The following is a 26,177-nucleotide window of genomic DNA, read 5'->3' on the forward strand; positions in this document are numbered from 1 at the left end:
GGACAAGAGGTAGGGCACCCGGGCGGGCTGGAGCAGGACCGGTCCGCGGGACGTACCGGTCCGGGCACCTCGGCGTTCGGCGAGACCCATGCCCGAACTCTGCGACCGCACGCCCTGGTTGCCGATGGGTCCTTGGTCCCCCGGGGAGCAGGTCTCCCGGTCCTTTCTGCGTCGGGCGACTCGTCGACGCCGCCGCCGGTCGAGGAGCGCGACGTCTTCCGTCCTTGGACGGGGAGCAGTTCGGCCCGGTGCCGAGCATCCCGGATACTCGGGGCGTCGCCGTCATGATCGCCCTGCAGGTGTCGATCCCCTACCTCCCGCTGATGAACGAGCCGTCGGAGTGGCTGCGCCCGGCGTCGGGCGTTCGGAAACCGGCCCGGAAACACCGCTGTGGCTCACGCATCGCGGTAGGATCGGGGGGACAGCGCCGGAGCGCCCAGTCCCTGCCCTCGCGACGATCGACCGCCAAAGACGGCCGCATCTGTCCACCAGCCGCGCGTAAGTCGTCACAGCGGTGAGGGTCAGTAGCGGTCGGCAAAGTCAGGAGCCCCGATCGTGAGGCGCAGAACACTCGATCTTCATCGTCTCCGCTGCCCACTCGCGGAACCCGGTGTGGTTCGTGCGGCCAGGGAGGCGCCCGGAGGGCGCGAGTCCCCGACACGCCGGTATCCGCCGCTGACCGTGGCGACAGAACAATGTGGACGGACGCTCGTGCTCGTCGTGGAGGGTGACGTGGACCTGCGCACCGCCCCCGCGGTGCGCCAGGCACTCGAATCGGCGTTGGGCCGGCGGCCGTGGCGGCTGGTTGTCGACCTGTCCCGCGTCCAGTTCCTCGATTCCGCCGGACTGGAGGTCCTGCTGGCCGCACACCGGCAAGCCGCACCGCGCACCGACCTGCGGCTGGTCGCCACCACCCGCGCGACTTGGCGCCCCATTCAGATCACCCGGCTGCACGAACAACTGGCCATCCACACCTCGCGGGCGGAGCCCATCGCCGCGCCCGCCCGACGCGGAAATAAAGACCGCCCTCCCCGAGGCGAAACCCACCAATCCGTCCCCTCGCTCGAATCGGCACCGTCATGACCACAACCGAACACACCTCGCCACCACAACTCTTCCCGGCAGGACCGAAACCCATCGTTGACGGGGAGCATTCCCGGTCCGAGCTGGTCACCATCCGGATCTTCCTGCTCGCCCCGTTCCTCGCCCTCATCTCGGTCGTGGTCCTGGTGTGGGGCTGGGGCTTGAGCTGGCTCGACATCGGCATCGCGACGGGCTTCTACTTCGTCACCACGCTGGGCGTGACCGTCGGCTACCACCGCTACTTCACCCACGGCGCGTTCACCGCCACCCGCGCCCTGCGCATCGCGCTCGCGGTCGCCGGCGGCCTGGCCGCACAGGGTCCGGTGATCAGCTGGGTCGCCGACCACCGACGGCACCACGCCTTCTCCGACCGCGAAGGCGACCCGCACTCCCCCTGGCTCTACGGCACCTCACCGCTCGCGCTGGCCCACGGGTTCTGGCACGCCCACCTCGGCTGGCTCTTCGGCCGCGACAAGACCAACATCGCCCGCTTCGCCCCCGACCTGGCCGCCGACCCCGACATCCGCCGGGTGGACCGGCTCTTCCCGCTGTGGGTTGCCGCCACCGTGCTGGTCCCGGCTGCGTTGGGCGGTGTGATCGGCGGCTCCTGGTGGGCCGCGCTGACCGCGTTCCTCTGGGCCGGGCTGGCGCGGGTGTCCCTGCAGCACCACGTCACCTGGTCGGTCAACTCGATCTGCCACATGATCGGCACCCGCCCGTTCACCAACCGCGACCGCTCCGCCAACTTCTGGCCACTGGCGATCCTGTCGATGGGCGAGTCCTGGCACAACTCCCACCACGCCGACCCCACCTGCGCCCGCCACGGCGTCCTGCGCGGTCAGATCGACATCTCCGCCCGCGTCATCCGCATCTTCGAAAAACTCGGCTGGGCCACCAAAGTCCGCTGGCCCACCCCGCAACGCTTGGCCAGGATGTCCGCCCCGCACCGCGGCAACCGCAAGGCCGCCGGGTGAACCACAGCCGTTCCGCGCTCACCCCGTACAGAAGGCGAGACCGTCGATGTTCACGATGACCGAATCGGCCACCGAAGCGATCAACCAGCTCACCTCGGCCCAGAACGTCCGAGCCGAAGGCGGCCTGCGCCTGACCCTCGACGGCCCGCCCGAGGAAGGCGCCGAACTGACGGTCGAGGTCGCCGCGCACCCGATGGCCGGCGACCGCGTCGTCACCACCGCGAACACTCAGGTGTTCCTCGGCCGCGAGATCCGGGTCCATCTTGCCGACAAGGTCCTCGACGTCCGCAAAGACATCGACGGGCACTACACCTTCCTGATCACGACCCCGAACTGACGGTCGCTCAGGGCGTGGGTGACTGGACGACCATGAGCGGGCACGTGGCGTGGTGGATCAGGGCCTGGCTCGTCGAACCCGTCAGCATGCCGGAGAAACCGCCGAGGCCGCGGCTCCCGACCACCAGCAGCTGGGCGTCTACGGAGTGGTCCAGCAGGCACCGCACCGGGTGGTCCCGTGCGACGACGCGCCGCACCACGACGTCCGGGTACTTCTCCTGCCAGCCGGCGAGCCGTTCCGCCAGGAGTTCGCGTTCGTTCTCCTCCAGGGCGTCGAACTCGCTCAGCAGCTGCTGACCGAGGGTGTGCGCGGTGCCCGCGGAGACCGACAGCCAGCTGTGCACGGCGACCAGGTCCGCGCCCCGCGACGATGCCTCGTCGAAGGCCACCGCGATCGCGGGCTCGTTCGCGGGGGAACCGTCCATGCCGACCACCACCGGACCGTTCTCACGGCCGCCGCCGCGGACCACCACGACCGGGCACCGGCCCCGCGCGACCATCGCCACCACCGTGGAACCGGTCAGCATGCCGCTGAACCCGCCAAGCCCCCGGGAGCCGAGCGCGACCAGCCGAGCATCAGCCGAGGCCTTGAGCAGTTCTGTCACCGGGCCGCCCGTCGCCAGGTCGGCGTGGATCTCCAGGTCGGGATGGGCCGACCGGATGGCCTCGTCGGCGTCGGCGAGCCACTGACGGCCCTGCGTTTCCAGCACCTCGGAGAATCCGTCCGGTGGCCGGACACCGGCGCCGTAGGACAACGCAGGTGGTGACACGGCGTGCACGACCCGCAGCGGCAGGTGCCGGCGCGCGGCCTCGTCCCCCGCCCAGCGCGCGGCCTGCAGCGCCGAAGCCGATCCGTCCACGCCGACGATGATCTGCTGCCTGGTTGTGGTGTCGGCCATGAGAAGAACTCCTCGGCTGTCGCGGACTATCGGAATTCCGAGTCTGTTCCTCCGGGAGATCTCGGCACTAGAGGATTCCACCGCGTTCCGCAGGGACTTTCTTCCCTGCCTCCCCGCGTGGAACCGTCCGGGCAGTGCACCAAAGTCACCGTGATCCGGGGATTTCGGCACCAGCGTCCGGACCGGACGACGGCTCATGCTCTGGCCACAACCGAAAAGGAGATCACGATGTCCGTCCAGGACCGCGGCCCGTCCCTGACCACTCCCTTCATGCCTGACCAACCGGAAGCACGGACTGCCGAACGGCCTCGGCCCGCCTCATCGGCTCGCGGCTCGGCACTGGCCGTCCTGCGCATCGTGATGGGCCTGACGTTCCTCTGGGCCTTCTTCGACAAGCTGTTCGGATTGGGCTACTCCACGAGCTCGGCGCAGGCGTGGATCAGCGGCGGCTCGCCGACCAAGGGATTCCTCGGCCACGTCCAGGTCGGGCCGATGCAGTCGATGCTGCGCGGCTGGGCCGGTGCCGGCTGGGCCGACTGGCTGTTCATGCTGGCCCTGCTCGGCCTCGGCGTCGCCCTCCTGCTCGGGGTGGCCCTGCGCCTGGCCGCCGTCTCCGGCACGGTCCTGCTCGCTCTCATGTGGATCGCCGAATGGCCGCTCGCACAGTCCACGTCGGCCGGGACGGCCACGTCGTCGACCAACCCGCTGATCGACTACCACCTCGTGTACCTCGTCGTGCTCGTCGTCTTGGCCGCCTTCGCCGCGGGTGACACCTGGGGTCTCGGCCGTCGCTGGGCGAAGGTGGATCTCGTCCGCCGCACCCCTTGGCTCCGCTGACAAGGCCTTTCACGTCCACAACGGACACCTGTCGTGTCGGCGACGTTGTTGCCGGCACGACACTCGTCACCACAGGAGACACCTTGCAGCTGAAGCCGACAGTCAGCGACGTGATGACCCACGAGGTGATCACCGTCGCGCCGGAACTGCCGTTCAAGGGCCTCGTCCAGGTGATCGTCCCAACGGCATCAGCGCCGTCCACCTGACCAAAGAGGGCTGGCGCAAGGCCGCCGGTCAGACCGCCGCCAAACTCCGCGGAAGTCGATCGCGCTGGCGGTGGCGTGCCTGGTACCCGGACACCGAAAGTCCTCAACCAAGAGGCACTCCGGCCCTCCCGGTGAGCGCGCCGCCGGTGCGAGGGTCGAGCCGTCAGAGAAACTCCACACCGATCGCGAAGCAGGCTGATGATGGACCGAGGATTCTCGGACGACTTCACCGTCAAGACCGCGGTGGCCATGGCGGTCCGCGCCCCGTCCGTGCACAACTCCCAGCCCTGGTCCTGGCGGATCGGCCCCAGTTCCCTGCACCTGTACGCCGACCAGGACCGGCGGCTGGCGGAGACCGATCCGGACGGCCGGGACCTGCTGCTCAGCTGCGGCGCCGCTCTGCACCATCTCCGGGTGAGCCTGGCCGCGCTCGGCTGGGCCGCCGACGTGCTCCGGTTCCCGAACCCGGACGAACCCGACCACCTCGCGGCCATCACCCTGCACCAGCACGAACCGTCTCAGGACGAGGTCGCGATGGCCGCGGCGATCCCGCGGCGGCGCACCGACCGGCGTCGCCTCAGCTCATGGGCGGTGCCCGGCGGACACACCGAGGCGATGGCCAAGGCCGCGTCTTCGGAGGGCACCGTGCTGCAGGTGGCCGAGAACAAGGCCCGCTACCACCTGGCGACCGCGATCGAAGAAGCGTCCCGGCGCCACGCCGAAGACCCCGCTTACCGCACCGAACTCGAGGCGTGGAGCGGGCGCCACTTCGCGCCCGACGGCGTCCCGGCTCGCAACTCCCCGACGCCGGACGACACCCCGGGCGCGCTGCGGGCCCGGGCGTTCGCCGACCCGCTCCTGACCCAGCCGGCCGACGCCAAGGCCGAGGACGACGAGACCGTCCTGCTGGTGCTTAGCACCGCCTCCGACGACCGGATGTCGCGGCTGCGCGCGGGCGAGGCGACCAGCGCGGTACTGCTGACCGCCACGGCTTTCGGCCTGTCTTCCTGCCCGTTCACCGAGCCGCTGGAGATCGCCGACGTCCGCGAGTCCGTCACCGAGAACGTGACCGGCGGTTCGTACCCGCAAATGGTGTTGCGCATCGGCTGGGCGCCGGCCAACGCCGACCCCCTCCTCGCGACTCCGCGGCGCGATCTCGCGGACGTCTTGCAGCCGCTGGAAGCGCCGCCGAAGAACCACTTCCGTTACCAGAGCCATTAGCGGGGACCGCTCCGTGGCGAGATCGACCAGGCCGAATACCCACGCCGACCGCGCACCAGCCTGCTTCGGCGTGCAGCAGGCCGAGCAGCAGCCGGGGTGTCGTCGTCTTGCCGGCGCCGTTCGGGCCGAGGAAGCCATGCACCTCCCCGTTCCGACAGTCAGGTCGAGCCCGTCGAGTGCCCGAGTACGTCCGAAGGATTTCCGGAACCCTTGCTCTCGATCGCGGCGGTCATCGCGCTCCTCCCCTGTGCCCTTCGGGGAACAGCTCGCCGAGGGGCAGCCTCGGCGAGGGAGCCGCGGGGACCTCGGGGTTGCCGAAACGGAAGATCGCCTGCGGCACCCCCGGCAGGACCAGCTCCGAGACCAGGCGGGCGCGGAAGCCGGTCAGGTGCAGGGGCTGGGTGATCACCGAACCGACGAGCGCCTTCGCCGTCGCGGTCAGCCAGACGCGCTGCAGCGCCGTCCCGGCGGCCAGGTGTTCGGCCCGGGTGTCGCCGTCGGTGCAGACGACCAGGAGGTTCTCCGCGGCCAGCCGGTCGGCGAGCACGGCGTCGTCGGGTACCGGAGTGTCGGTACGCACCAGCCCCGCCACCGGCAGGGCTTCAGCGCTCAGTGCGTCCTCGGGGACGCCGTCCCCGGTCGCCAGCGGGCCTGTGGTGTGGGCGGTCCACATCGCGAGCTCACGCTGGTAGCCGCGGTCTTCGCGGAGCACCCGGGTGGCGAAGCCGAGCAGCTGGGCGAACTCGTCCAGATGCGCGGGCACCACCAGATGCACACCGGTCGCCTCCCCGGCCGCGACCAGCGCCCTGTGCACTGCCGCCGCCACCCGGCTGTGGGAGAACTCGTGCCGATGACTGCGGCGGCGGGCGATGGCATGGTAGAGCGCGAAGTCCCGGTCGGAGACCGCACGCGGACGGCCGATGGTCACCGTGGCCACGGCGTCTTCTTCGTCTTCCCGGAATGCGACATGGCAGTCCCGCCCGAGCACGCGCAACGCGAGTTCGAGGTTGGTGAGCGCGGCGCCGCAGGACATCATCCGGTCCCGGCCGAACGGGTCCTGCCGTCGCAGCACAACGCTGCGACGTTCCAGCAGATCCACCTCGGTACCGCGGACGAGCAGCTGCCACGGCTGGCTGTTGTGCACCGAGGGCGCGCGGCTCACCGCTCGGGCGAGCGTGCCGATCTGTTCGGAGGTCAGTGCTGCCGGTGCTACAGCGGTCATCGCGGTCCCTCCGGTACGCGGAGCCGGACGCTCCGCCTGAGTCATCGTGGGCCCTCGCCGGGGGCCGGCGCCGGAGCACAAAGTCCCGGTTGCGGCGGAATTCGGCCTCTACCAGCGGCCTCGGTGGATGGCGCACGATCGCAGTGACATCGAGGAGAAAGCAGGAGCCGCCATGAATTCGCCACGTCCGCACACGGGCCGGGTCATCGTCGTCGGGATGGACGGGTCGCCCCGCGGCGAATTGGCCTCGAGGTGGGCGCTCGAAGTCGGCGCCCACGCCGGAGACGTCGTCCGGGCGATCCTCGTCCGGACCCGGGACACCCTGCTACCGGGCGCGTCGCTCGCGCTGCAGCCGCACGGGCGAGTCCCGGAGTACTCGCTGGAGGACCACGTCGCCGGCCTGGGTATCGACACCGCCGCCACGGTGGAGGCCCGCACGGTCCACGGCGACCCGGCGACCGAACTGGTGACGGCTTCGGCGGACGCGGACCTGCTGGTTCTCGGCACCCACCGCGGTGGCGCGATGGCGGACCTGGTGCTGGGCAGTGTCGGACGCGAGTGCGTGCGCTTCTCCCGCTGCCCGGTGGTCGTCATCACGCCGGAGCCGGCACACCACCTCACCCTCGCCTGATGTCGTTGAAGGCCGACCTACCGGGCCGAAGCCGAACACGATGGATCGGCGTGGCCAGCCGAACTCTCAGCCGCCGCGGGTCGCCCGGCGGAAGAGTTCGTCCGCGCCCCACACCAGTACCGGCATCGGCAGCATCAGCGCGATCACCCACGCCGGCAGCGCCGCCGTGCCGAACATCGTCTGCAGCGGCGGCAGGTAGATCAGCGCCGCCGCGAAGACCAGCTCGAACGCGATACCGCCCAGCAGCAGGCGGTTCGTCGTGAGGCCGACCGCCCGCAGCGACACCCGCTCCGTGCGGGACGCGAACGCCGTGCCGATCTGGCAGAACACGATCGCCGCGAAGGTCGCCGTCGTCGCTTGGAGGTACGCCTGGTGCAGCGGCGCGCCCGGCGAGACGTCCGCACCCGGGTGCCAGCCCGCCGCGTACAGCACCGCGAAGTACGCGCCCAGCACCAAGATCCCTGACAGCAGACCCATGATCCCCCACGCGCGCACCAGCATCCGCCCGGTGACCACGCCTTCCGACCGCCGGCGCGGACCGCGGGCCATCAGGCCGGGCTCCGCCGGCTCACGACCCAGCGCCAGCGCCGGCAGCGTCTCCGTGCCGAGGTCGATGGCCAGGATCTGCAGCACCGTCAGCGGCAGCGGGATCATCCCACCCGACACCGCGAACAGCAGGAACGGCAGCACCTCCGGCACCGCGTGCGCGAAGATGTAGAGCACGAACTTGCGGACGTTGTCGAAGACCCGCCGCCCCTCCCGCACCCCGGCGACGATCGTCGCGAAGTTGTCGTCGGTGAGCACCACCGTCGCCGCTTCCTTCGCGACGTCCGTGCCGCCGACGCCCATCGCCACGCCGATGTCGGCCCGGCGCAGAGCCGGTGCGTCGTTGACGCCGTCGCCGGTCATCGCCACGACCTCGCCGCAGTCGCGCAGCGCGTCGGCGATGCGCAGCTTGTCCTCCGGCGCGGCGCGGGCGAACACGATCTCCCCGCCGGCGGTGAGTGCCTCGTCGAGGGCCGGCTCCGGCATCTTCGCGAGTTCGTCGCCGCTGATCACGCGGTCCGCGCCGATCCCGACGCGGCGGGCGACCTCCGCCGCCGTCCGGCCGTTGTCGCCGGTCACGACGTGGACGGTGATCCCCGCCGAATGACAGTTCGCGACCGCGGCGGCGACTTCGGGACGCGGCGGGTCGACGAGCCCCACCAGCCCCAGCAGGCACAGGCCCGACTCAGCTTCCTCGCGGCTCCCGGGGACCGCGGGCACGCCGCGGCGGGCGACGGCCAGCACGCGCAGGGCCCGGCCCGCCATCTCGTCGACGCGCTCGCTGATCCGTTCCCGCAGCGCGGGCGTCAGCGGGAGTTCGGCGCCGCAGGCGTCGAAAACCGACGAGCACCGGGGCAAGACCTGCTCAGGCGCGCCCTTGGTGGCCACGAACAGCGAGCCACCAATGGAGTCCACAGTGGACATGCGTTTGAGCCGGGGGTCGAACGAGTACAGGGTCAGCCGACCGGTCTCCCGGGTCGTCGGCTCGAGGGCGGTCCCGTGGCCGGCCGCGTAGCCCAGCAACGCCAGCTCCGTCGGGTCGCCGCTGTCCGAGGCGAGGTCGGCGGTGCTGCAGCGGGCGAGCGACGCGGCCAGCACGCCCGCGTCCTCCAGGGTCACGCCCAGCCCGTCCCGGACCTCTTCGACGTGCATCGCGTTGCGGGTCAGGGTCCCGGTCTTGTCGGTGCAGATCACCGTCGTGGAGCCCAGGGTCTCCACTGCGGAGAGCCGTTTGACCAGAGCGCCTTCCTTGGCCATGGACCGTACGCCGGCGGCCAGCGCAAGCGTGATCGTCGGCAGCAGGCCCTCGGGGACGTTCGCGACGAGCAGGCCGATCGCGAACACGAACGCCGCCGACCACGACAGCCCGGCCAGCCAGCCCAGCGGCAGGAACGCGATGCCGACCACGACCGCGACGCCGGCGATGAGCCACGCGACGCGGCGCACCTGCCGCTCCAGCGGGCTCTCCTCCCGGCCCACCCGGGCCGACAGCGACGCGATCCGGCCGATCTCGGTGTGCCGCCCGGTGGCGTGCACCACCGCGTGCGCGGCGCCGGCGACGCACACCGTGCCGCTGAACACGAGCACCGGCGACTCCAGCGGCCGGGACGCGTCATCGAGTACGTCGGCCATCCGCGTCACCGGCGCCGACTCCCCCGTCAGCATCGAGGCGTCGACATCGAGGGTGCCCTCCACGAGCCGGGCGTCGGCCGGGACGCGGTCGCCCTCGGCGAGCACCAGCACGTCGCCGGGCACGATCTCGGTCGCGGGGACGTGGCACACGCTGCCGTCGCGCAGGACCGAAGCGCGGTCGGGCAGGTAGCGGCCGAGGGCTTCGACGGCCTTTTCCGCCTGTTGTTCCTGGAAGAAGGCCAGCAGGCCGTTGAGCAGGATGACCCCGACGATCGCGATCGCGAGGCTGGTCGTCCCGGCGAACCAGGCGAGCCCGGCCGCGACCCACAGCAACAGCGCGAGCGGGTGGACCAGCTGCCGCAGCAGCGCCAGCGGCCATCTCGCGCCACGGTGGGTCGGCAGCGCGTTGGGGCCGCTGACCTGGAGCCGGCGAGCGGCTTCCCGGGCGGTCAGGCCGGTGATACCGGTGCGCAGGTCCCGCAGCAGGCGGGCGACGGGCTCACGGGCGTCGATCGCCGGGGGTTCCCCGGCGTCCGGCTTCGGCTTCAGGTGGGTGGTCATCGTTTGGGGTTCCTTCGTTTCGGGGTGGCGAGGCCGACCAGGAGCACGGCTTGCGGGATGCCGGGCAGCGGCGACTTCTCGACGTACCGGGTTCGCTCGGCGGGCGACCGCATCGGCAGGATCCGCGAGGAGAAGCCGCGGCTCGCCGCCCCGAGGCGGGTCGCGTGCAGTGCGGCGCCGGCCAGGACGTGGTGGCGGCGGCTGTCATCGGGTGTGGTGATCAGCAACGACGAGTGCCCGGTGACGTCGGCGCCGAGGTGCTCGAGTGTCGAGACCCAGTCCGGGCGGACGGTGCGGACGGTCGTGTCCGGCCAGAAGTCGTCGCCGGCCAGCGCGCCCAGCACGGCGAGGCTGACCGGTCGCAGCACCGTTCCGCGGCCGGGTTCGTCGAGCTTGCGCAGTGCCGCGTAGCGCGCCCACTCGCCGCTGGATGTGCCGCGCGCGTCGCCGGCCCGGACGATGGCCGCGACGTCGGGGCGGGCCGGGTCGCCCGGGAAGTTCACCAATGGTTCGCGGCCCAGCACCCGCACAACGGTCCAGATCGTCGACAACGCCGCGCCGCACTCGAGGAGAGCGGCGGCTCCCGGCCGCTCGTACCGGGTGGGCGGCTCGGTCAGCAGGACCTCGTCCGGCCGGACCTCGGTGACGCAGCGATTCGGGCCGAGTCGCAGCAGCGCGGCGGCGAGCATCGTCCGCGACGGCCGGTCCCAGCGGAACTCCAGCGAGGTCATCAGCCCGCGCCGAGGTGTCTCGAGCCGCGAGTGAGCGCCTCTTCGGCGCCACTTGCCAGTTCCGGGTCTTCCCGGGGCAGGATGATCAAGGCGTGCACCGGCGAGTCCGCAGCGGGGACGATCCGGTCGAGGTCGGTGTGCGGGACGTCGCCGACGAGTAGACCGAGCACCCCGAGCCCGCTGAGGACGGCGGTGATCATCTCCGGCTGATGCTCCGCGACGAAGCAGGCGTCGTCGACCGGCGCCGGTGCCTTCTGCGCCCCACCGTGGACGAAGCGGACGGCGATCGCGTCCACATCGGACCAGCGGCGGATCGCCTGGGCGACCGCGCCGGGGTCGCCCATGCTCGACGAGCCCGGGTTCAGGGTCAGCACACGCACGATCGCTCCATCAGTCTCGCAGGCGGCGCAGGAACGGGTCGGCGGATACATCCGGCTCGAACCGGGCGCGGACGTCGAGTGCCACGCAGCCCTCCTCACGGTCTTGCGGGGGTTCCGGGTGGCGGAGCCCCCGGCCCGGGGCGGAGCCCCGGTTGTCACGGACACGCACCGGGTTGAGGTCCAGCTCGGCGAGCTCGGGTACGAGCTCGGCCAGCCGGCTGACCTTCAGCAGCAACTCGCGCACCGCCGCCCGGTCGAGCTGACCCGACCAGAGCGCTTTCGCCGAGCGGAGGCCGTCGAGCAGCAGGTCGGCGTCGGCCCCGGTGAGCGGGGCCAGCCTGGCGGCGTGGTCGGCGATCAAGTCGGTGTCGACACCACCGAGGCCGAACACGACCAGCGGCCCGAACACCGGGTCCGACCGCACGCCGACCAGCACCTCCCGGCCGGGTTCGGCCATCGGCTGCACGGTGACCCCGCGCAGGGTGGAGCCGAAGCGGGACCGCAGGGTGCGGAACGCGGCGCGGATGCGATCGGCGCCGCGCACGTCCAGCACCACGCCCCCGCCCGCGGACTTGTGCAGCAGCCCCTCGGCGTCGGCCTTGAGCACGACCGGCGAGCCCAGGTCGGCGGCCGCGGCGTCCATCGCGTCGCCGGCCTCGACGTAGGTGGTCTCCACCATCGGGATGTCGGCCAGGCGCAGCAGTTCGACGGCGTCCGCCGGCGGCAGCCAGCCCTCGCGTCCGGCGGCGAAGGCGCGCAGCGCCTCGGGATCTTCCAGCGGGGTCAGGGATCCGCCGGTGCCGGGCCGGTTCAGCCACTGCTCGTAGCGGACGAGCCGGGCCAGGACAGCGGCGGCCGCGGCCGGGTCGTCGTAGCACGCCGTCACACCGGTGCCGGGCACCAGCGGGGCGACCCGTGCGCGCTGCCCGGGTCGCACGGCGAAGACGGTCTTGAACTCGGGCGGGAGCACGTCGGCGAGCGAGGTCCCGGGATCGCCGACGGCGGTGGGGACGGTCGCGGCGATCACCGCGTCGACGCCGTCGTCGGCGAGCACCGCGCGCAGCGCGTCGGCGAACACGTCCGCGGGGACGGCGGCGGTCGTGTCGACCGGGTTCCGCACCGCGGCTTCGTGCGGCAAGATCTTGGCGAGCCGTTCCCGAGTGTCGTCGGACAGCTCCGCCATCACCAGGCCTTCGCGCTCGCAAGCGTCGGCGGCCAGTACCCCGGCGCCGCCGGCGTTGCTGATCACGGCCACGCGCGGGCCGCCCGGCAGCAGCTGCCAGGACAACCCGGCGATGACGTCGACCAGTTCGGCGACGGTGTCGACGGCGATGATCCCGGCCTGGTCGAACAGCGCGTCCCGGGTGACGGCCGGGGTCGCGGCGGCAGCGGTGTGCGACGCGGCGGCGCGCTGGGCGGTCCCGCCGCTGCCCGAGCGGACGGCGAGCACCGGGCGGGTGCGGGCCAGCTGCCGTGCCAACCGGCTGAACTTGCGGGGGTTGCCGAACGATTCGAGGTAGAGCACGGCCATTTCCGTGCGGCGGTCGGCGGTCCACCACATCAGCAGGTCGTTGCCGCTGACGTCGTACTTGTCGCCGGTCGACACCAGGCTCGACAGGCCGAGGCCAAGGTCGTTCAGCGACTCCGCGAGCGCGATCCCCACGCCGCCGGACTGGGTGACCACGCCGATGGTGCCCGGGTTCACCGCCCCGGCCAGGAAGGTCAGGTTCAGCGGGCAGGCGGGGTCGGTGGAGACGACGCCGAGGCAGTTCGGGCCGACCAGCCGCATGCCGTAGCGGCTGACGGCTTCGCGGACCCGGGTCCCCGCCGGGGTCCCGGTCAGGCCGGAGGAGATCACGAGCACGGCGCGCACGCCCCGCTCGCCACAAACCTCGACAGCGTCGGCGGCGGCCGCTGCGGGCAGGCAGATCACGGCGAGTTCGGGGATCCGGGAAAGCTCGGCGATGCTCGCCACGGACGGCACGCCGAGGATCTCCCCGGCGTGCGGGTTCACCACCTCGACCGGTCCCGGGTAGGGGGCGGCGAGCAGGTTGGCGAGCACGGCGTGTCCGACGGAACCGGGTCGCCGTCCCGCGCCGACCACGGCGATGGAGGCGGGCTTGAGCACGTGGGCCAGGCTGGCCGCGTCGGCGACGGAGTCGCGCTTCAGCACAGCGTCCAGGTAGGTGGCGTCCTCCTCGAGGACCATCACGACGTCCCGTTCGGGGCCGCCTACGCCGGCTTCGAACCGCAGCCCGAGGTGGGCGAAGACGTGAATGATCTTGGCGTTCTCGGCGAGCACTTCGGCGATGAACCGTTTCAGGCCCGTTTTCCGGGCGTGGGAGACGAGGTGTTCCATCAGCAGGGTCGCGACGCCCTGGGTGCGTACGGCCGCGTCCACGACGAGCGCGACTTCGGCGTCGGTGGAGTTCTCGAGGACTTCGTAATTCGCCACCCCGACGAGCTCGCCGCGCAAGTAGCAGCCCACGGCGTAGTGCCCTGGGCCGGGATCGGCAGCGATCTCCGCCGCCAATTCGTCCAATCCGGACGGTCGAGCGCCGAAGAACCGGAAGTAGGTGTCCTGCTGGGTGAGACGGGTGTGCAAGCCGAGAACCTCAGCGGTGTCGGCCGGGTGCAACGGGCGCACGAGCACCACGTCGCCGTCCGCGAGCAGGGCCCTGGAGCCCACGTCCACACTCATGGCTGTCTCTCCTCGGGCACAGGGGACGACCGGCCGACGAGCCGTCTGCCGTCGTCTGTCAAGGAGACCTCGGACAGGGGGCGCCGCGACGCGGCCGGACTACCCGAACTCCGAGGACCTTCGTCACCGAAGTGCCCCGCTACACCCGTCGGTGCGGCACCCGGGCGGTCAGCCGAGCGGCGCCGACCACTCCAGCTTCACGCCACCCTCGGGCCCGGGTTCGAGGGTGAACCGCCCGCAGACTGCTTCCGCGCGATCGCGCAGATTGCCGAGCCCGCTCGGCGAGACGTCGGCGGGGATGCCCTTGCCGTCGTCGACCACGACGATGCGCACCACGGCGTCCTTCACCGCGATCGACACCGACAACGTCGAGGCCTCCGCGTGCCGGACGGCGTTGCTGACCGCCTCGCGCACCACCGCTTCCACGTGCTCGGCCAGCTGTGCGGGCACCGTGTCGAGCGTGCCGGACATGCTGACCGTCGGGTGCACCGGCGCGTCGTCGGTGAGCTCGGCGATCGCGTCGTGCAGCCGGTGCCGCAGCCGCGTCTCCCCCGCCGCGCCGCCGTGCAGGTCGAAGATCGCCGTCCGGATCTCCTGCACGATCTCGTGCATCTGCTCGATGCTGTCCCCGAGCCGCTTCTGCAGCTCCGGCGACTTCGTGCGCCGCTGGGTGCTCTGCATCGACAGCCCGACCGCGAACAGCCGCTGGATCACGTGGTCGTGCAGGTCACGGGCGATCCGGTCGCGGTCGCCGAGCACGTCCAGTTCGCGGGCGGCCCGCTGTTGGGCCGCCAGCTGCAGGGCCAGCGCCGCCTGGTCGGCGAAGGAGGCGACGACCGAGAGCTGAGTGGCACCGAACGACGGCGCACCGGTCTCCCGGACCGTGATGAGCACGCCGCTCGTGCGGTCACCGGCCCGCAGCGGAACGACCAGTGCCGGTCCGAGGCGGTAGTCGCCGAGTTCGAGTTCGGGGACGCTGCGCGGCGTCCGGTCCCGGTACACCGCGCCGGGCAGGCTGCCGTCGAGGTCGATGTGCAGGCCCGACAGCTCGGCCGCCCGGGCCCCGGCGCAGACAGTGACGGTGAGGTCGTCGACGTCGATGCCCCAGTCTTCGTCGACGTCGAGCCGGCCGGAGTTCGGCAGGGCGAGCATCGTGACGTCGGAACCGGTCAGCTCCAGGGCGCGGGTCGCGATGGTGTCGAGCGCTTCGGCCGGGTCGGTGCCGCCCAGCAGTTCGGTGGTCACCTCGCTGGTCGCGGCCAGCCATTGCTGCCGCACCTGCGCCTGTTCGTAGAGGTGGGCGTTCTCGATCGCGATGCCGGCCGCGGCGGCCAGTGCCTGCACGACGACCTCGTCGTCGTCGGTGAACGGCTCGCCGTTCTTCTTCTCGGTCAGGTACAACCGGCCGAACACATCGTCACGCACCCGGACCGGCACGCCGAGGAACGAGTGCATCGGCGGGTGGTGTGCCGGGAAACCGGCCGACGCCGGATGGGCCGAGATCTCCTCGAGCCGCAACGGTTTCGCTTCTTCGATGACCACACCGAGGACACCGTGCCCCTCGGGCAGGTGGCCGATCAGGTGGCGGACCTCGTCGTCGATCCCGAGGTAGATGAACTGCGACAGAGAGCCGTCCTCGGCGAGCACGCCCAGCGCACCGTACTTCGCCTCGCCGAGCTCGACCGCGGCCTGCACGATGCGCCGCAGCGTGGCATCCAGCTCCAGCCCGGACGCGACGGCCAGCACCGCGTCCAGCAGGCCGTCCATCTTGTCGCGGGTGCCGATCAGCAGCTCGATCCGGTCCTGCAGGTCGCGCAGGACCTCGCGCAGCCTCAGCCCGGACAGCGTCCCCGCCGTCCGCCGGGACCCGTAGTCGGGCTGCTGTCCGGATTCGTCCACCGACACCGTGCCCACGACCTTCACCTTGTCCACTCCAGCCTCGCCGCTGGTGACTTTCTCCCCTTTCCACCGTCCGGTGGCACGAGAGACCGTCACTGGAAGCTGTCCGGAACCACAGTGTGCCGCCCGACGGCACCGAGAGGGAACCATGACACCACCCATCACCTCGATCGGCCTGCTGAATCCCGATCAGGTGAAGTCCGTGCTCGGGGCGGCGGTGCTCGCACCGTCGACGCGCAACACACAGCCCTGGCGGTTCCGCTGCACGGCCGCGGGGATCGAACTGCACGCCGATCCGGACCGCGCTTTGCCGGTGGCCGACGCCGGCCGACGGGAACTGCTGCTCTCCTGCGGGGCCGCGTTGTTCAACCTGCGCACCGCGATCCACGCGCTGGGCACGCACCCGGCCACCACGCTGCTGCCCCGCCGCGACAACCCGACGCTGCTCGCGGTGGTCCGGCCGTTCGCGGCCCGCAACCCCGACCGGCGGCTCGTCCGGCTGGCCGACGCGATCCCGCGGCGCCACACGAACCGCATCCCGTTCGAGACGGCCGTGATCCCGGACACGGTCGTTGCCGAGCTGCGCCACGCGGCCGAGGCCGAGCAGGCTTGGCTGCCCCGGCTGGACGCGAACCAGCTGGACCGGCTGCGCGAGCTGACACACAAGAGCCACCACGCTCAAGTGACCGATCCCGCGTTCCTGGCCGAATGGCGGCACTGGACCGCTCGCCCCCAGGACAGCCGCGACGGCGTCCCCGAAGACGTCCCCGACGCCGCCGGCGGGATGCCTTCAAATGACGGCGACTGGGCCCTGGGCGACTTCGGCTCGCCACGGCGGGGCCTGGTCGATGACTCCGATCCACTGGTCGTGGTCGTCGGCTCCTTCGACGACAAGCAGGCCGACCGGATCAGGGCCGGTCAGGCGATGCAGCGAGTTCTGCTGACGGCCACCGCCGCCGGGTTCGACGCGTCGTTCGTCTCGCAGCCGGTCGAGGTCCCCGCGGTACGGGCAGAGCTGCGCACCCTGCTCGGCGGCGGGCTGTGGCCGCAGGTCGTGCTGCGCTTCGGGCACGGGACACCGGCGCCGTGGATGCCGCGCCGGTCTTTGGAGGACGTCCTGCTGGCGCCGGAGCGGCTCAGCGCCTAGTTCCCGTGCTGGCGCAGCTCGGTGGCGAGGACGGCGGCCTGGGTGCGGCGCTCCATGCCCAGCTTGGTCAGCAGCCTCGACACGTAGTTCTTGACCGTCTTCTCGGCCAGGAACATCCGCTCGGAGATCTGCCGGTTGGTCAGGCCCTCACCGATCAGGTCCAGCAGCTTGCGTTCCTGGTCCGACAGATCGGACAACGGCCCTTTCTTCGTCTGGCTCTCGCGCAGCTTGGCCATCAACGCGGCCGTCGCGTGCGCGTCGAGCAGGGACTTGCCCGCGCCGACGTCCCGGACGGCCGAAACCAGGTCCATGCCCTTGATGTCCTTGATGACGAACCCGCTGGCGCCGGCCATCACCGCGTCGAGCATCGCCTGCTCGTCGGTGTAGGAGGTGAGCATCAGGCATTTCAGCTCCGGCAGCTTGGAGCGCAGCTCGCGAGCCAGTTCGATGCCGTTGCCGTCGGGCAGCCGCACGTCGAGCACGGCGACGTCGGGGTTGAGCGCAGGGATGCGCGCCAAGGCCTGGGAGACACTGCCGGCCTGCCCGATCACGGTCAGCTCTTCGTCCTCGTCGAGCAGGTCGGCGACGCCGCGGCGGACGACCTCGTGGTCGTCGACGAGAAAGACCCGGAGCATCTCCGACCTCCTGAGATGGGAAGACCCGACGGGAATCAGCGTACGGCCCCCAGGACCCACGGAGAGATGACCAAAGTCCTCGGCTGGGTGCCGAACGTCCCGTTCACGGCCTCGCGAGGATCGGTGATCGCCGGCGGGCGTAGTGCGAGATCACCGGTGCGCTCCCACGGTGAGCAGGACCGCGGAGTCCTCGATGGCGTCCAGGGAATGGCGGTCCGGCGGCACGATGAGCAGGTCCCCGGGCGAGCCTTCCCACTCGACATCGGCGGCGACGAGCCGCACCCGCCCGTGGAGCACGTGCACGGTGGCCTCTCCCGGGTTCTCGTGCTCGTCGAGGCCGTGGCCGGCGATCAGCGCGATCAAGGTCTGCCGCAGGACATGCTCGTGGCCGCCGTAGACGGTGCGCGCGCTGCGCCCGCTCGAGGCATGCGCGGCGATCTTCAGCTGTTCGCAGGCCAACGCTGTCAACGACGACTTCTGCATGTTCGCACCGTTCTCAGGTCTAGTTCCGGACGGCGGACACCGTCCGGCCGGGCTAGATGGACTGGCGGTAGCCGAAGAACTCGTGGTCGTTGTTGTACCCGCCCTCGCCGCCGCCGATCTCGGCGAAGTCCTCGACGAACTCCACCCCCTTGATCCATTTGACGAGCTTGAACCCGAGCTGAACCTCGTTGCGCAACCGCAGCGGGGCCCCGTGGCCGTAGGGCAAAGCGGCGCCGTTCATGTCGTAGGCCAGCATCGTGAGGTGGTAGCCCATCTGCTCGATGGGGTGCGCGTCGTAGTAGATGCCGCCGTCGGCGCCTTCCGCGAAGGAATAGAACACGACCCACCGGGCTTCCGGTTTCGGCTGGACGAGGTCGACGATGGTCTGCATCGACACCCCGCCCCACTTGGCCACCCCGGACCAGCCCTGGATGCAGAAGTGCTGGGTGATCTGCTCGTGGTAGGGCAAGGCCCGCAGCTGCGACAGGTCCAGCTCCACCGGGTGCTCGACCAGACCGGAGACGCGCAAGCGGTAACCGGCGAAGTCGTGTGCGAGCAGATCGGCGTATTCCGCGGTGGCCGGGTACTTGCCGTTGTGCCACAGGTACGGGGAGATGTCCTTCTCGGAGTACTGGCCGGGCTTCGCGTCGAGGTGCTCGAAGAGGCGCTGGACCGGCCCGATGAGGGCGTACCCGACTCGCTGCACCGTCCGCGGGTGGCGGTAGGTGACCGGGGTCGCCGCGACCCACACCACGGTCAGCACCACCAACGACGCCGCGAAGACCCAGAACCCGTGCCAGCTGTCGTCGTCGCGGTTGGTGTACATCATGGTGAAGTTGCGCAGCACGTCCGTGGTCACCACGAGAGTCACGTGCGCCACGATGAACACCAGGAACCAGCCCAGCACCAGGAAGTGCAGCGAGCGTGCGACCTGGATGCTGAACACGCTGCTGATCCGCCGGAACCTGGTCGACAAAGCCGGCGACATGCCCAGGCCGGTGATGAACGCGAGCGGGGCCGCGACGAACACGGTGACGAAGTAGGCGATGAGCTGCAGGCTGTTGTAGGCCAGCCAGTCGTGGCCGGTCGGCCAGTCCAGCGACAGGTACTGGATCATCGCCGACAGCGCGTTGGGGAACACGTCCCAGCTGGTCGGGACCAGCCGCGTCCAGTGCCCGGTCGTGAAGACCAGGATGTAGAAGATCAGCCCGTTTCCCAGCCACAACGTGTTGACGCCCAGATGCCACCACCGCGCCAGCCCGATCGAATGGCGTCGCCCGGGGAGCCCGACCCCGTCGGGCAGCGTGATGGAATCCTGCTTCGCGGTCCACAGCGGGTCGGCCGGTACCGGCTTCTGCACCCGGAACCAGTCCCGGCCGGGGGTCGAGTGGCGGGTCCAGTAGAAGCGGGGGTGGTCGGCGATGATGGTCAGCCCGGACCGGATGATGGGGATCAGCAGCAGCATGTTGAAGAAGTGCTGCCATCCCACCCACCCTGGTGAACCTGCCGTGTCCTCGGCGCCCGCCGGGACGACGGTGCCGGGATGCGCGGTCACGAACCCGGCCACCGCGGGCAGCTCCCGCAGTCCCTTCGCGACAGCCACGGCCACGATCAGGAGCACAAAACCGACCGGCAGCAGCCACAGCAGGTTGAACCATTTGTCCCGCCCGACGCGGACCCGCGGAGCCACCCCGTAACTCCGCGGGACCGCCCCCGCCCACGAGGCGTCGACGACATCGTGGTCCTTCTTCGAGAGCTCGTCGCGGAAACTGGCCGACGGGCGGGGGGCGAAGTCGGTCACTGCGGCCGGGGGTAGCTCCTCGGAGGCGGATCGGCCGAACCAGTGCGGGGCGTCCTCGTTGCGGAGGTGACCGCCTTCGTTCTCCCAGGCAAGTTCGGTGGAGGAGGCCCGGAGGGACGGAACGGCGCGCCGCGCCGCCGACCTCGTGGCGCTCGGAGGTGTCGAAGACGGGAGGTGGGGTTGCATGGCGAGGCTCCCTCGGACGCAGCATGACACGGTCGGCTGGCGCGGCACCGGGATCTCGGGCAACAACGTCGGCTATGGACTGCACGCGCCCTGCGCAGCATGAAAGTCACCTCTCAGCCTAGGAAGGCGGCACCTCGGGCACAGCCGGCGTCGGTCACCGGACGCGAGGACTAACGTCCCTTCGACCAGTTACGTCCGCAAAGGACGAAGACTCTCGCGCACGTCGTGCCGCACCTCGACCGGCCGGGGCGTTCGCCCGCTCCGGGCGCACGACGAGCACCGGGCAGCCGGCGTGCTGGACCAGCGCCTGGCTGGTCGAGCCGAGCAGCATCCCGGTGAAGCCGCCGCGGCCGTGGCTGCCGACGACCACCAGTTGCGCGGTCTCGCTCGCCTCGAGCAGCGCATGTCGGGGCCGGTCGCGCACGAGCAGGTGACGGATCTCGACGTCGGGATACTTCTCCTGCCAGCCCGCGAGCCGCTCGGCGAGCAGCCGCTGTTCTCCCTCTTCGAGGGTGTCGGGCTGGGTGAGGATCCGGGCGGTGCCGCGGGTGTCCTCGTAGGTGACGTCGTTCCAGGCGTGCACCGCGACCAGCGGCACGCCGCGCACCGCAGCCTCCTCGAACGCGACGCCGATCGCCGGTTCGCAGTTGGGGCTGCCGTCGATGCCGACCACGACCGGTCCCGCGTCGGGGACCATCGTGGTGTCCTGACGCCCGCGGATCACGGCGACCGGGCCGTGCGCGTGGCTCGCGACCGTCGCCGCGGTCCCGCCGACCAGCATCCCGGTGAACCCGCCGGCGCCGCTCCGGCCGACCACGAGCATCCGGGCGTGCCGGGACTCGTCGATCAGCATCGACACGGGCGGATCGTTCGGCAGTTCCGTCGTGATGACGAGGTTCTTGTCGATGGACGCGGCGAGGCTGCGGGCCTCGGCGATGATCCGCTCGCCGTCGGCCTGGATCGCGTCGACCAGCCCGGCGAGACCGGACAGGCCGCCGCCGTACAGGCCGGTCGGCTGCCTGCCGTACACGATCTTGAGCTGCCAGTGCCGCAGGGAAGCGATCCGGGCGGCCCAGGCGACGGCGGCCGAGGAACCGGCGGAGCCGTCCACACCCACGGTGATCCTCGGGTCGGTGGTGCTCATCGGTTCTGCTCCTCACCCGCGTAAGCGGTGTCTGCGGCGACGACGCCGGGCACGGCGAGCGCCAGCAGCTGGGCGACGTGCCGATCGGAATCGTCGTCGAACTGGTCGAGAATGTGGGCACAGCCGTCGCGGACGTCGATCTGCCAGCGGCCGCTGCCGCCGTAGATCTCCAGCCGGTGCTTGACGTCCCTGGCGATGTCGGTGTCCTCCCGGGCGAGCACGCGGACGATGTCGCCGCGCGTGACGATGCCGACGACGGCCGAGCCGTCGACGATCGGCATCGCCCGGATGCGCGCGTCGACCAGTGCCTGGCAGAGGTCGGCGACGTCGGTGCCGGTGCTCATGGCGGTGGCGGGGCTGGTCATCAGGTCGCCCACCGTCTTGCCCACGGAAGCGGCTTCGTGGCGCTCGTTCGCGTTCCGGACGTCGACCGGGATCCGGCCGCGGATGAGGTCGGCCTCGGTGACGATGCCGATCAGGCCCCCGTCGTCATCGACCACGGGAAGGGCGGTGAAGCCGTGCGTGGACAGCAGCTCGGCCGCTTCCTTGGCGGACGTCCACGGTTGCACGGTGATCACCGGTGCGGTCATCAGGTCGCGTGCTCGCATCGGGTGTTCCTGCCTTTCAAGTCACTTCCAACCTAGGAAGGCGGCACCTCGGGCACAGCTGGCGTCGGTCACCGGACGCGAGGACTTACGTCCCTTCGACCAGGCGACGTCGTGTCCGGCGTCGAAGATGAGACCGATGACGTCTCGGGTCAGGAAACAAGCACAGCCGTGTGCGGCCGATCGTTCCGGAAAGCAACCGGCCGTTGATGGTTCGCAAGGTCGACAGGCGCCACACGAAGATGATCAACGGGACGAGCGCGAGACTCAGTTCCACGTTTTCTTCGGCGTCGTGAAGCCGCGACGGCCACCTTTTGCGCCACTTGGCAATGCCGCTGAACCGGTCGAAACAGCCTTGGAATTGGCTAGGTCGATCGCCCACGAGCTGATCTCTTCACGACTGGGAGCCCCAAATCCGAGCCCCATGGTCCACCCCTCAAGCCAACCTGCAGACGGCACTCGAGGGGAACGAACGGTTGAAGCACCGGGCAGAACGAACATCCACCCTCAGGTCGCTGGTTCCTGCCGCTCGCTCGGGCGGGTGGGCAGGACGACGACGCCGAGTGCCAGCAGCCGGAGCACGCGCACCAGGAGCAACCCGGGCCGACACCAGCCTCACCGAGTACGGGCGACGCATCTGTACCAACTGCTGCAGCCAGGCGCCAGAAGCCGGAGAAGCATCAGGTGCTCACCCCAAGGGCGGGCGGGTGATGCCGATCCTGCGGTGGCAGGGGACGTCGAGTTTTCGAGTGGCTGCACCCGGGTGAATCGGAGCGACGCGGATAAACCTCGGCACCGGTCAACGCCAGCCCACGGGCCTCATCTCGGGGAGTCGTGGGACTGGCAGGCGGGGCGAGTTCGGCCGCGTCCGGACTGCGGGCCGTCCGGTGAGGAAGGTGCGCCTGGCGTGGGCGAAACCGTGGCGGTCGTCGAAGATGTCGCGGCTCATCTCGGCGAGTTCCCGTACCCGGTAGGTTTCCAACGGCCGGCGTTGCTCCTCGGCTGCCCGGATGGCGCGTTTGCGGTCGAGCAGGGCCGCCGCCTGGCCGCCGGCGACGAGTTCGGTGGCGTAGTCCAGCACGGTCGCGATGAAGCCCGTGCGGTCGCTCGCGGCGAGCTGGTCGATGATCCCCATCGCGGCCGCTTCGGCGGCGGTGATCGGCTCGCAGTGCGTGGTCAGCCGGTCTGCCTGTGCTTCGCCGACCCGGTGGGGCAGCACGTAGGTCCAGTACTCCGAGCCGTACAGGCCCATCTTCCGGTAGTGCGGGTTGAGCAGGACACCGTCCCGGGCGATCACTTTGTCCGCACCGAGGGCCAGCATCACGCCGCCCGCACCCGCGTCGCCGGCGAGCGCGGACACCACGAGCTGCCCGGTGCAGGCGATGATCTCCCGGCAGAGGTCGTCGATCGCGGTGATGTTCCGCCACGCTTCCGCCGCAGGATTCGGATGGGCGTCGATGACACCCAGATGCAAGCCGTTGGAGAACACCTCACCGCCCGCCAGGACCACGACAGCGGTGTCTTGCGCGGCCGCGTGGCGCACGGCCGCGGCAAGCCGCCGACACTGCGCGGTGCCCATCGCGCCGTTGTAGAACTCGAAGCGCACCAACCCCACCTTGCCCACCCGCCGGTAGCCGATCTCCCGAACGCTCGGCGGGGCTGCGGTCCGCGGCACCTCGGGAAGGCCTCCGAGAGCCAGGGCCGCGGGTAGCTTGACCGTCGTGCCCGGGGCCTCGGGTGCCAGCCGCCGCGCATGCCCGATCCACAGCGCGCCGTCGCCGGTGCGGACCAGCACCGCACCCTGACAGCGTGCCGCGATGGTGCCGGGCTCGCCGGGCGAGGACTCGCCGGCATGGGCGTCGAACACCGCGACCGGCACACCGGCCAGCTCGGTGTGCACTCCGGGACGGCCGTCCGCGGCGCGGATGCGACGCAGGATGTGGTCGGTCGGGTCACCCCAGGAGAAGGACCGGTCGGCCTGCCGGACCAGGGGACGGACGGTTTCCTGCCGATGGTGGTCCTGTCGCCGCGGCGTGAACCCGCCGCCTTCGGCCTTGGTCACCACCTCGTCGATGAGGCTCAGCGCGGCGTCGGACACTTCGGTGTTGTAGAGGGTGCTCTTGCGCGGCGGATCGGCCGGCATCCTGAACACTCGCGTGCCCCAGATCGGCCCGCCGTCGAGGTCGCCAGTCGCCTGCAGCGCGGTCACACCCCAGGTGGGTTCGGCGTCCATGATCGCCCAATCCAGCGCGGACGGGCCGCGGTCCCCTTCCGGGCCGGGATGGATGATGATCGTGCAGTAGCTCCGCCACACCACCTCGGGAACCCGCTGGCGCAGGAACGGACAGATGATCAACTCGGGGTCGGCCGCCGCCACCGCCGCGGCGATCTCCCGCGGATCGTGCACCATCTCGACCGTCACGCGGTGGCCGAGGGCGCGGAGACCCAGCCAGGCGCGCTGGCTGAGGCCATTGAACGCGGAGCACAGCAGCAAGATTTTCAACGGGCCTCCGCTCGTCCGGTCATGCACAGCGATTCGGCCGGCCGGGCCGAACATTCGATAGCGGGCGACGAAACAACCGGTCGACGGTACCTCGCGCGGCGACGGGCGTGACGCAGCCGAAGGGGTAAGCAGAGGGGGCTACTCGGGTGAGCACGTCATATCTGTCCGTAAAGGCGAAACCGCGCGACAGCGGATCCAGTCCGAAAGAAACACTTACGGCGATTGCTTGGAGATATTTCCCCCATGGCTCGCGTGGGAGGCCGAACTTCCATCCCCCGCGACGGCGGTGCCGCCTCCGGTGCACGGCGTAGCTGATGACCTGGAGCAGCGCGACCGCCGCGACGTACGCGCCCAGCCACGGCAGGAATCCCGCCGGCACGCGGTCCAGCAGGAAGTCCAGCACCAGCGGGATGACCGCCAGCACCGGCGACGCCGCATACACCGCCTCCGCGCGCAATGCGCGGGCGACCGCCAGGGACGCGGTGTCTTCGGCGAGCAGCGGACGCCGGAGCAAGCCGGCCAGAACCCAGCCGGTGACGACCGCGCTCAGGAAAAGCAGCACGAGCCAGCTCACCGCGTACGTCCGGGCCGGCGTGGTGAAGTAGATCGCGCCGGCGAGCGGGAGTCTCCCGCCGGGAGCTTCCGGCGCCGGTACTGCGTGGAGAAACCGATCGCCTGGGTCACCACCACGACCGCTCCGAGCGCCAGGAGGCCGAGCCGGCTCAGCGCCCAGGCCGGCTTCGACGTCGTCACCGACATCGCGACCGCGAGCACGGCGCCACCGCCGAAGGTGATCACTACCGAAGCCAGGTTTCACCCGCTCAGCGACGTCCGCCAGTCCGGCCGGGGCCGGTCGACTCCCCGGCCGGCCAGGCGTTCTATCTGGCCTTTTCACGCGCGCCGGACAAGTTCCATCAGACCTTCCTCGATGAGAGCCCATGCACGAGATCACCAGCGGTGAGCTGACACCGGGTGTAGTCCGATGTCGCGCGAGAGGCAGGCGGAAAGCGCTTACCATTCCTGCCATGACCACCGACCTGCGAGACCGGATCGGCCTGTGTTCCGTCACGTTCCGGGCGTTGGCCGCCCGCCGGGTGGCCCACGAGGCCGCCGCGGCCGGTCTGCGTGTCGTGGAGTGGGGCGCGGACGTCCACGCTCCTCCGCACTCGCCCGACGTCCTGCACGAGGTGCGTGAGCAGACCGCCGTGAGCGGGTTGACGACCTGTTCCTACGGCTCGTACTGGCGTGCGGGCGTCGACGACACCGAGTCGTTCGAGGTCCTGACCGAGGCGGCGGCCGCGCTCGGGACCACGCGGATCCGGGTGTGGGCCGGCGCCGAAGGGTCCGCGGGCGCTTCCGGCGCACTGCGCTCCCGCGTCACCGGCGCACTGCGCGACGCGGCCGCCATCGCCGCTGCTCGCGGGCTGTCGGTCGCGCTGGAGTTCCATTCGGGAACGCTCGCCGACACCGCGCCGGAAGCGGTGCGGCTGCTGGACGACGTCGGCGACCCGCTCTCCACCTACTGGCAGCCCCCGGTCGGCGAACCCGACGACCGCGCCCTCGACGGCCTCCGCCTGATGCTCGACCGCGTCAGCGCGATCCACGTCTTCTCGTGGTGGCCGGGACAGACCCGGCTGCCCCTGTACGAGCGCGAGCGGCTCTGGCGCCCGGCCCTCGAACTCGCAGCCCGGGCCGCGCCGGTGGACCTCCTCCTCGAATTCGTCCCGGGCGACGACCCGGCCGTGCTGCCGCGGGAGTCCGCGACCCTGCTCCGCTGGCTGGCCTGAGGCCCGCGGCCGGCTCGAGCCGGCGTG

The 26,177-nt window shown here is 70.9% G+C and carries 24 protein-coding genes and 1 pseudogene; 9 read left to right on the forward strand and 16 right to left on the reverse strand.

Annotated features, from left to right (window positions below; all coding sequences use genetic code 11):
• The first annotated feature begins 681 nt into the window (after window positions 1–681).
• The 3 genes from AB0M83_RS16370 to AB0M83_RS16380 are packed head-to-tail and all read left to right on the forward strand — an operon-like array spanning window position 682 to window position 2,394.
• A complete protein-coding gene (locus tag AB0M83_RS16370; RefSeq protein WP_364517699.1) occupies window positions 682–1,083 on the forward strand; it encodes an STAS domain-containing protein in 402 nt (133 codons plus the stop codon).
• On the forward strand, window positions 1,080–2,057 hold the full coding sequence (locus tag AB0M83_RS16375) for an acyl-CoA desaturase (RefSeq protein ID WP_364517701.1): 978 nt from the start codon (window positions 1,080–1,082) through the stop codon (window positions 2,055–2,057). Before AB0M83_RS16370 ends, AB0M83_RS16375 begins: the two co-directional genes overlap by 4 nt.
• Window positions 2,058–2,112: 55 nt before the next feature.
• Complete coding sequence (locus AB0M83_RS16380) at window positions 2,113–2,394, forward strand: iron-sulfur cluster biosynthesis protein (protein ID WP_364517703.1); 282 nt, start codon at window positions 2,113–2,115, stop codon at window positions 2,392–2,394.
• 7 nt (window positions 2,395–2,401) lie between these two features.
• Here AB0M83_RS16380 and AB0M83_RS16385 read toward each other — a convergent pair whose 3' ends face one another.
• Entirely contained in the window at window positions 2,402–3,292 is an 891-nt protein-coding gene (locus AB0M83_RS16385) for a universal stress protein (protein WP_364517705.1), read from the reverse strand.
• 270 nt (window positions 3,293–3,562) lie between these two features.
• Between AB0M83_RS16385 and AB0M83_RS16390 the strand changes: the two genes are divergently transcribed.
• The 3 genes from AB0M83_RS16390 (at window position 3,563) to AB0M83_RS16400 (ending at window position 5,556) form a co-directional block, all read left to right on the forward strand.
• Entirely contained in the window at window positions 3,563–4,129 is a 567-nt protein-coding gene (locus tag AB0M83_RS16390) for a DoxX family membrane protein (protein ID WP_364517906.1), read from the forward strand.
• Window positions 4,130–4,212: 83 nt separating this feature from the next.
• Window positions 4,213–4,335: a hypothetical protein gene (locus AB0M83_RS16395; RefSeq protein WP_364517707.1), complete on the forward strand. Its 123-nt coding sequence runs from the start codon at window positions 4,213–4,215 to the stop codon at window positions 4,333–4,335.
• A gap of 201 nt (window positions 4,336–4,536) precedes the next feature.
• Window positions 4,537–5,556 carry an NAD(P)H nitroreductase gene (locus AB0M83_RS16400; protein ID WP_364517908.1) on the forward strand — a complete coding sequence of 340 codons (1,020 nt, stop codon included), beginning with the start codon at window positions 4,537–4,539 and terminating at the stop codon, window positions 5,554–5,556.
• Between the two features lie 58 nt (window positions 5,557–5,614).
• On the opposite strand, the pseudogene AB0M83_RS16405 reads toward AB0M83_RS16400, so the two are convergent.
• Window positions 5,615–5,789, reverse strand: a pseudogene (locus AB0M83_RS16405) (ATP-binding cassette domain-containing protein); the annotation flags it as partial.
• Window positions 5,786–6,778, reverse strand: a complete 993-nt coding sequence (locus AB0M83_RS16410; protein ID WP_364517709.1) for a nitroreductase — start codon at window positions 6,776–6,778, stop codon at window positions 5,786–5,788. The gene AB0M83_RS16410 and the pseudogene AB0M83_RS16405, both read right to left, overlap by 4 nt.
• A gap of 172 nt (window positions 6,779–6,950) precedes the next feature.
• On the opposite strand from AB0M83_RS16410, the gene AB0M83_RS16415 reads away from it, so the two are divergent.
• On the forward strand, window positions 6,951–7,409 hold the full coding sequence (locus tag AB0M83_RS16415) for a universal stress protein (protein WP_364517710.1): 459 nt from the start codon (window positions 6,951–6,953) through the stop codon (window positions 7,407–7,409).
• A gap of 66 nt (window positions 7,410–7,475) precedes the next feature.
• On the opposite strand, the gene AB0M83_RS16420 is transcribed toward AB0M83_RS16415, so the two are convergent.
• The 5 genes from AB0M83_RS16420 to AB0M83_RS16440 all read right to left on the reverse strand — a co-directional run bounded on the left by AB0M83_RS16420 (window position 7,476) and on the right by AB0M83_RS16440 (window position 15,874).
• The gene (locus tag AB0M83_RS16420) at window positions 7,476–10,148 is read right to left on the reverse strand and encodes a cation-transporting P-type ATPase (RefSeq protein ID WP_364517712.1); all 2,673 of its coding nucleotides are present in this window, start codon (window positions 10,146–10,148) and stop codon (window positions 7,476–7,478) included.
• Window positions 10,145–10,879: a hypothetical protein gene (locus AB0M83_RS16425; protein ID WP_364517714.1), complete on the reverse strand. Its 735-nt coding sequence runs from the start codon at window positions 10,877–10,879 to the stop codon at window positions 10,145–10,147. Before AB0M83_RS16425 ends, AB0M83_RS16420 begins: the two co-directional genes overlap by 4 nt.
• Window positions 10,879–11,259 carry a hypothetical protein gene (locus AB0M83_RS16430; protein ID WP_364517716.1) on the reverse strand — a complete coding sequence of 127 codons (381 nt, stop codon included), beginning with the start codon at window positions 11,257–11,259 and terminating at the stop codon, window positions 10,879–10,881. The genes AB0M83_RS16425 and AB0M83_RS16430 overlap by 1 nt, the downstream gene beginning before the upstream one ends.
• 10 nt (window positions 11,260–11,269) lie before the next feature.
• A complete protein-coding gene (locus tag AB0M83_RS16435) occupies window positions 11,270–13,960 on the reverse strand; it encodes a GNAT family N-acetyltransferase (protein WP_364517718.1) in 2,691 nt (896 codons plus the stop codon).
• A gap of 168 nt (window positions 13,961–14,128) precedes the next feature.
• Complete coding sequence (locus AB0M83_RS16440) at window positions 14,129–15,874, reverse strand: GAF domain-containing protein (RefSeq protein ID WP_364517910.1); 1,746 nt, start codon at window positions 15,872–15,874, stop codon at window positions 14,129–14,131.
• 133 nt (window positions 15,875–16,007) lie between these two features.
• Between AB0M83_RS16440 and AB0M83_RS16445 the strand changes: the two genes are divergently transcribed.
• Window positions 16,008–17,006 carry a hypothetical protein gene (locus tag AB0M83_RS16445; protein WP_364517720.1) on the forward strand — a complete coding sequence of 333 codons (999 nt, stop codon included), beginning with the start codon at window positions 16,008–16,010 and terminating at the stop codon, window positions 17,004–17,006.
• Here AB0M83_RS16445 and AB0M83_RS16450 read toward each other — a convergent pair.
• From AB0M83_RS16450 to AB0M83_RS16485, 8 genes are all read right to left on the reverse strand, one after another.
• Window positions 17,003–17,641 (reverse strand): response regulator transcription factor, encoded by a 639-nt coding sequence (locus AB0M83_RS16450; RefSeq protein WP_364517722.1) that lies wholly within the window; start codon window positions 17,639–17,641, stop codon window positions 17,003–17,005. The two genes, AB0M83_RS16445 and AB0M83_RS16450, sit on opposite strands and share 4 nt — an antisense overlap.
• Before the next feature lie 150 nt (window positions 17,642–17,791).
• The gene (locus AB0M83_RS16455; RefSeq protein WP_364517724.1) at window positions 17,792–18,124 is read right to left on the reverse strand and encodes a cupin domain-containing protein; all 333 of its coding nucleotides are present in this window, start codon (window positions 18,122–18,124) and stop codon (window positions 17,792–17,794) included.
• A gap of 52 nt (window positions 18,125–18,176) precedes the next feature.
• Window positions 18,177–19,925, reverse strand: coding sequence for a molybdopterin-dependent oxidoreductase (locus AB0M83_RS16460; protein ID WP_364517726.1), 1,749 nt, complete (start codon window positions 19,923–19,925; stop codon window positions 18,177–18,179).
• Window positions 19,926–20,265: 340 nt separating this feature from the next.
• Window positions 20,266–21,255 carry a universal stress protein gene (locus AB0M83_RS16465; RefSeq protein ID WP_364517728.1) on the reverse strand — a complete coding sequence of 330 codons (990 nt, stop codon included), beginning with the start codon at window positions 21,253–21,255 and terminating at the stop codon, window positions 20,266–20,268.
• On the reverse strand, window positions 21,252–21,863 hold the full coding sequence (locus AB0M83_RS16470; RefSeq protein ID WP_364517730.1) for a CBS domain-containing protein: 612 nt from the start codon (window positions 21,861–21,863) through the stop codon (window positions 21,252–21,254). The genes AB0M83_RS16465 and AB0M83_RS16470 overlap by 4 nt, the downstream gene beginning before the upstream one ends.
• 796 nt (window positions 21,864–22,659) lie before the next feature.
• Window positions 22,660–24,417: an enoyl-CoA hydratase-related protein gene (locus tag AB0M83_RS16475; protein ID WP_364517732.1), complete on the reverse strand. Its 1,758-nt coding sequence runs from the start codon at window positions 24,415–24,417 to the stop codon at window positions 22,660–22,662.
• The gene (locus tag AB0M83_RS16480; protein WP_364517734.1) at window positions 24,383–24,937 is read right to left on the reverse strand and encodes a hypothetical protein; all 555 of its coding nucleotides are present in this window, start codon (window positions 24,935–24,937) and stop codon (window positions 24,383–24,385) included. Before AB0M83_RS16480 ends, AB0M83_RS16475 begins: the two co-directional genes overlap by 35 nt.
• On the reverse strand, window positions 24,934–25,161 hold the full coding sequence (locus tag AB0M83_RS16485) for a hypothetical protein (RefSeq protein WP_364517736.1): 228 nt from the start codon (window positions 25,159–25,161) through the stop codon (window positions 24,934–24,936). The genes AB0M83_RS16480 and AB0M83_RS16485 overlap by 4 nt, the downstream gene beginning before the upstream one ends.
• A 227-nt stretch (window positions 25,162–25,388) precedes the next feature.
• Here AB0M83_RS16485 and AB0M83_RS16490 point away from each other — a divergent pair, with 227 nt between their 5' ends.
• Window positions 25,389–26,150: a TIM barrel protein gene (locus AB0M83_RS16490; RefSeq protein WP_364517738.1), complete on the forward strand. Its 762-nt coding sequence runs from the start codon at window positions 25,389–25,391 to the stop codon at window positions 26,148–26,150.
• The last annotated feature ends 27 nt before the right edge of the window (window positions 26,151–26,177 follow it).

It is taken from the genome of Amycolatopsis sp. NPDC051106, assembly GCF_040682775.1.
GTDB lineage: Bacteria > Actinomycetota > Actinomycetes > Mycobacteriales > Pseudonocardiaceae > Amycolatopsis.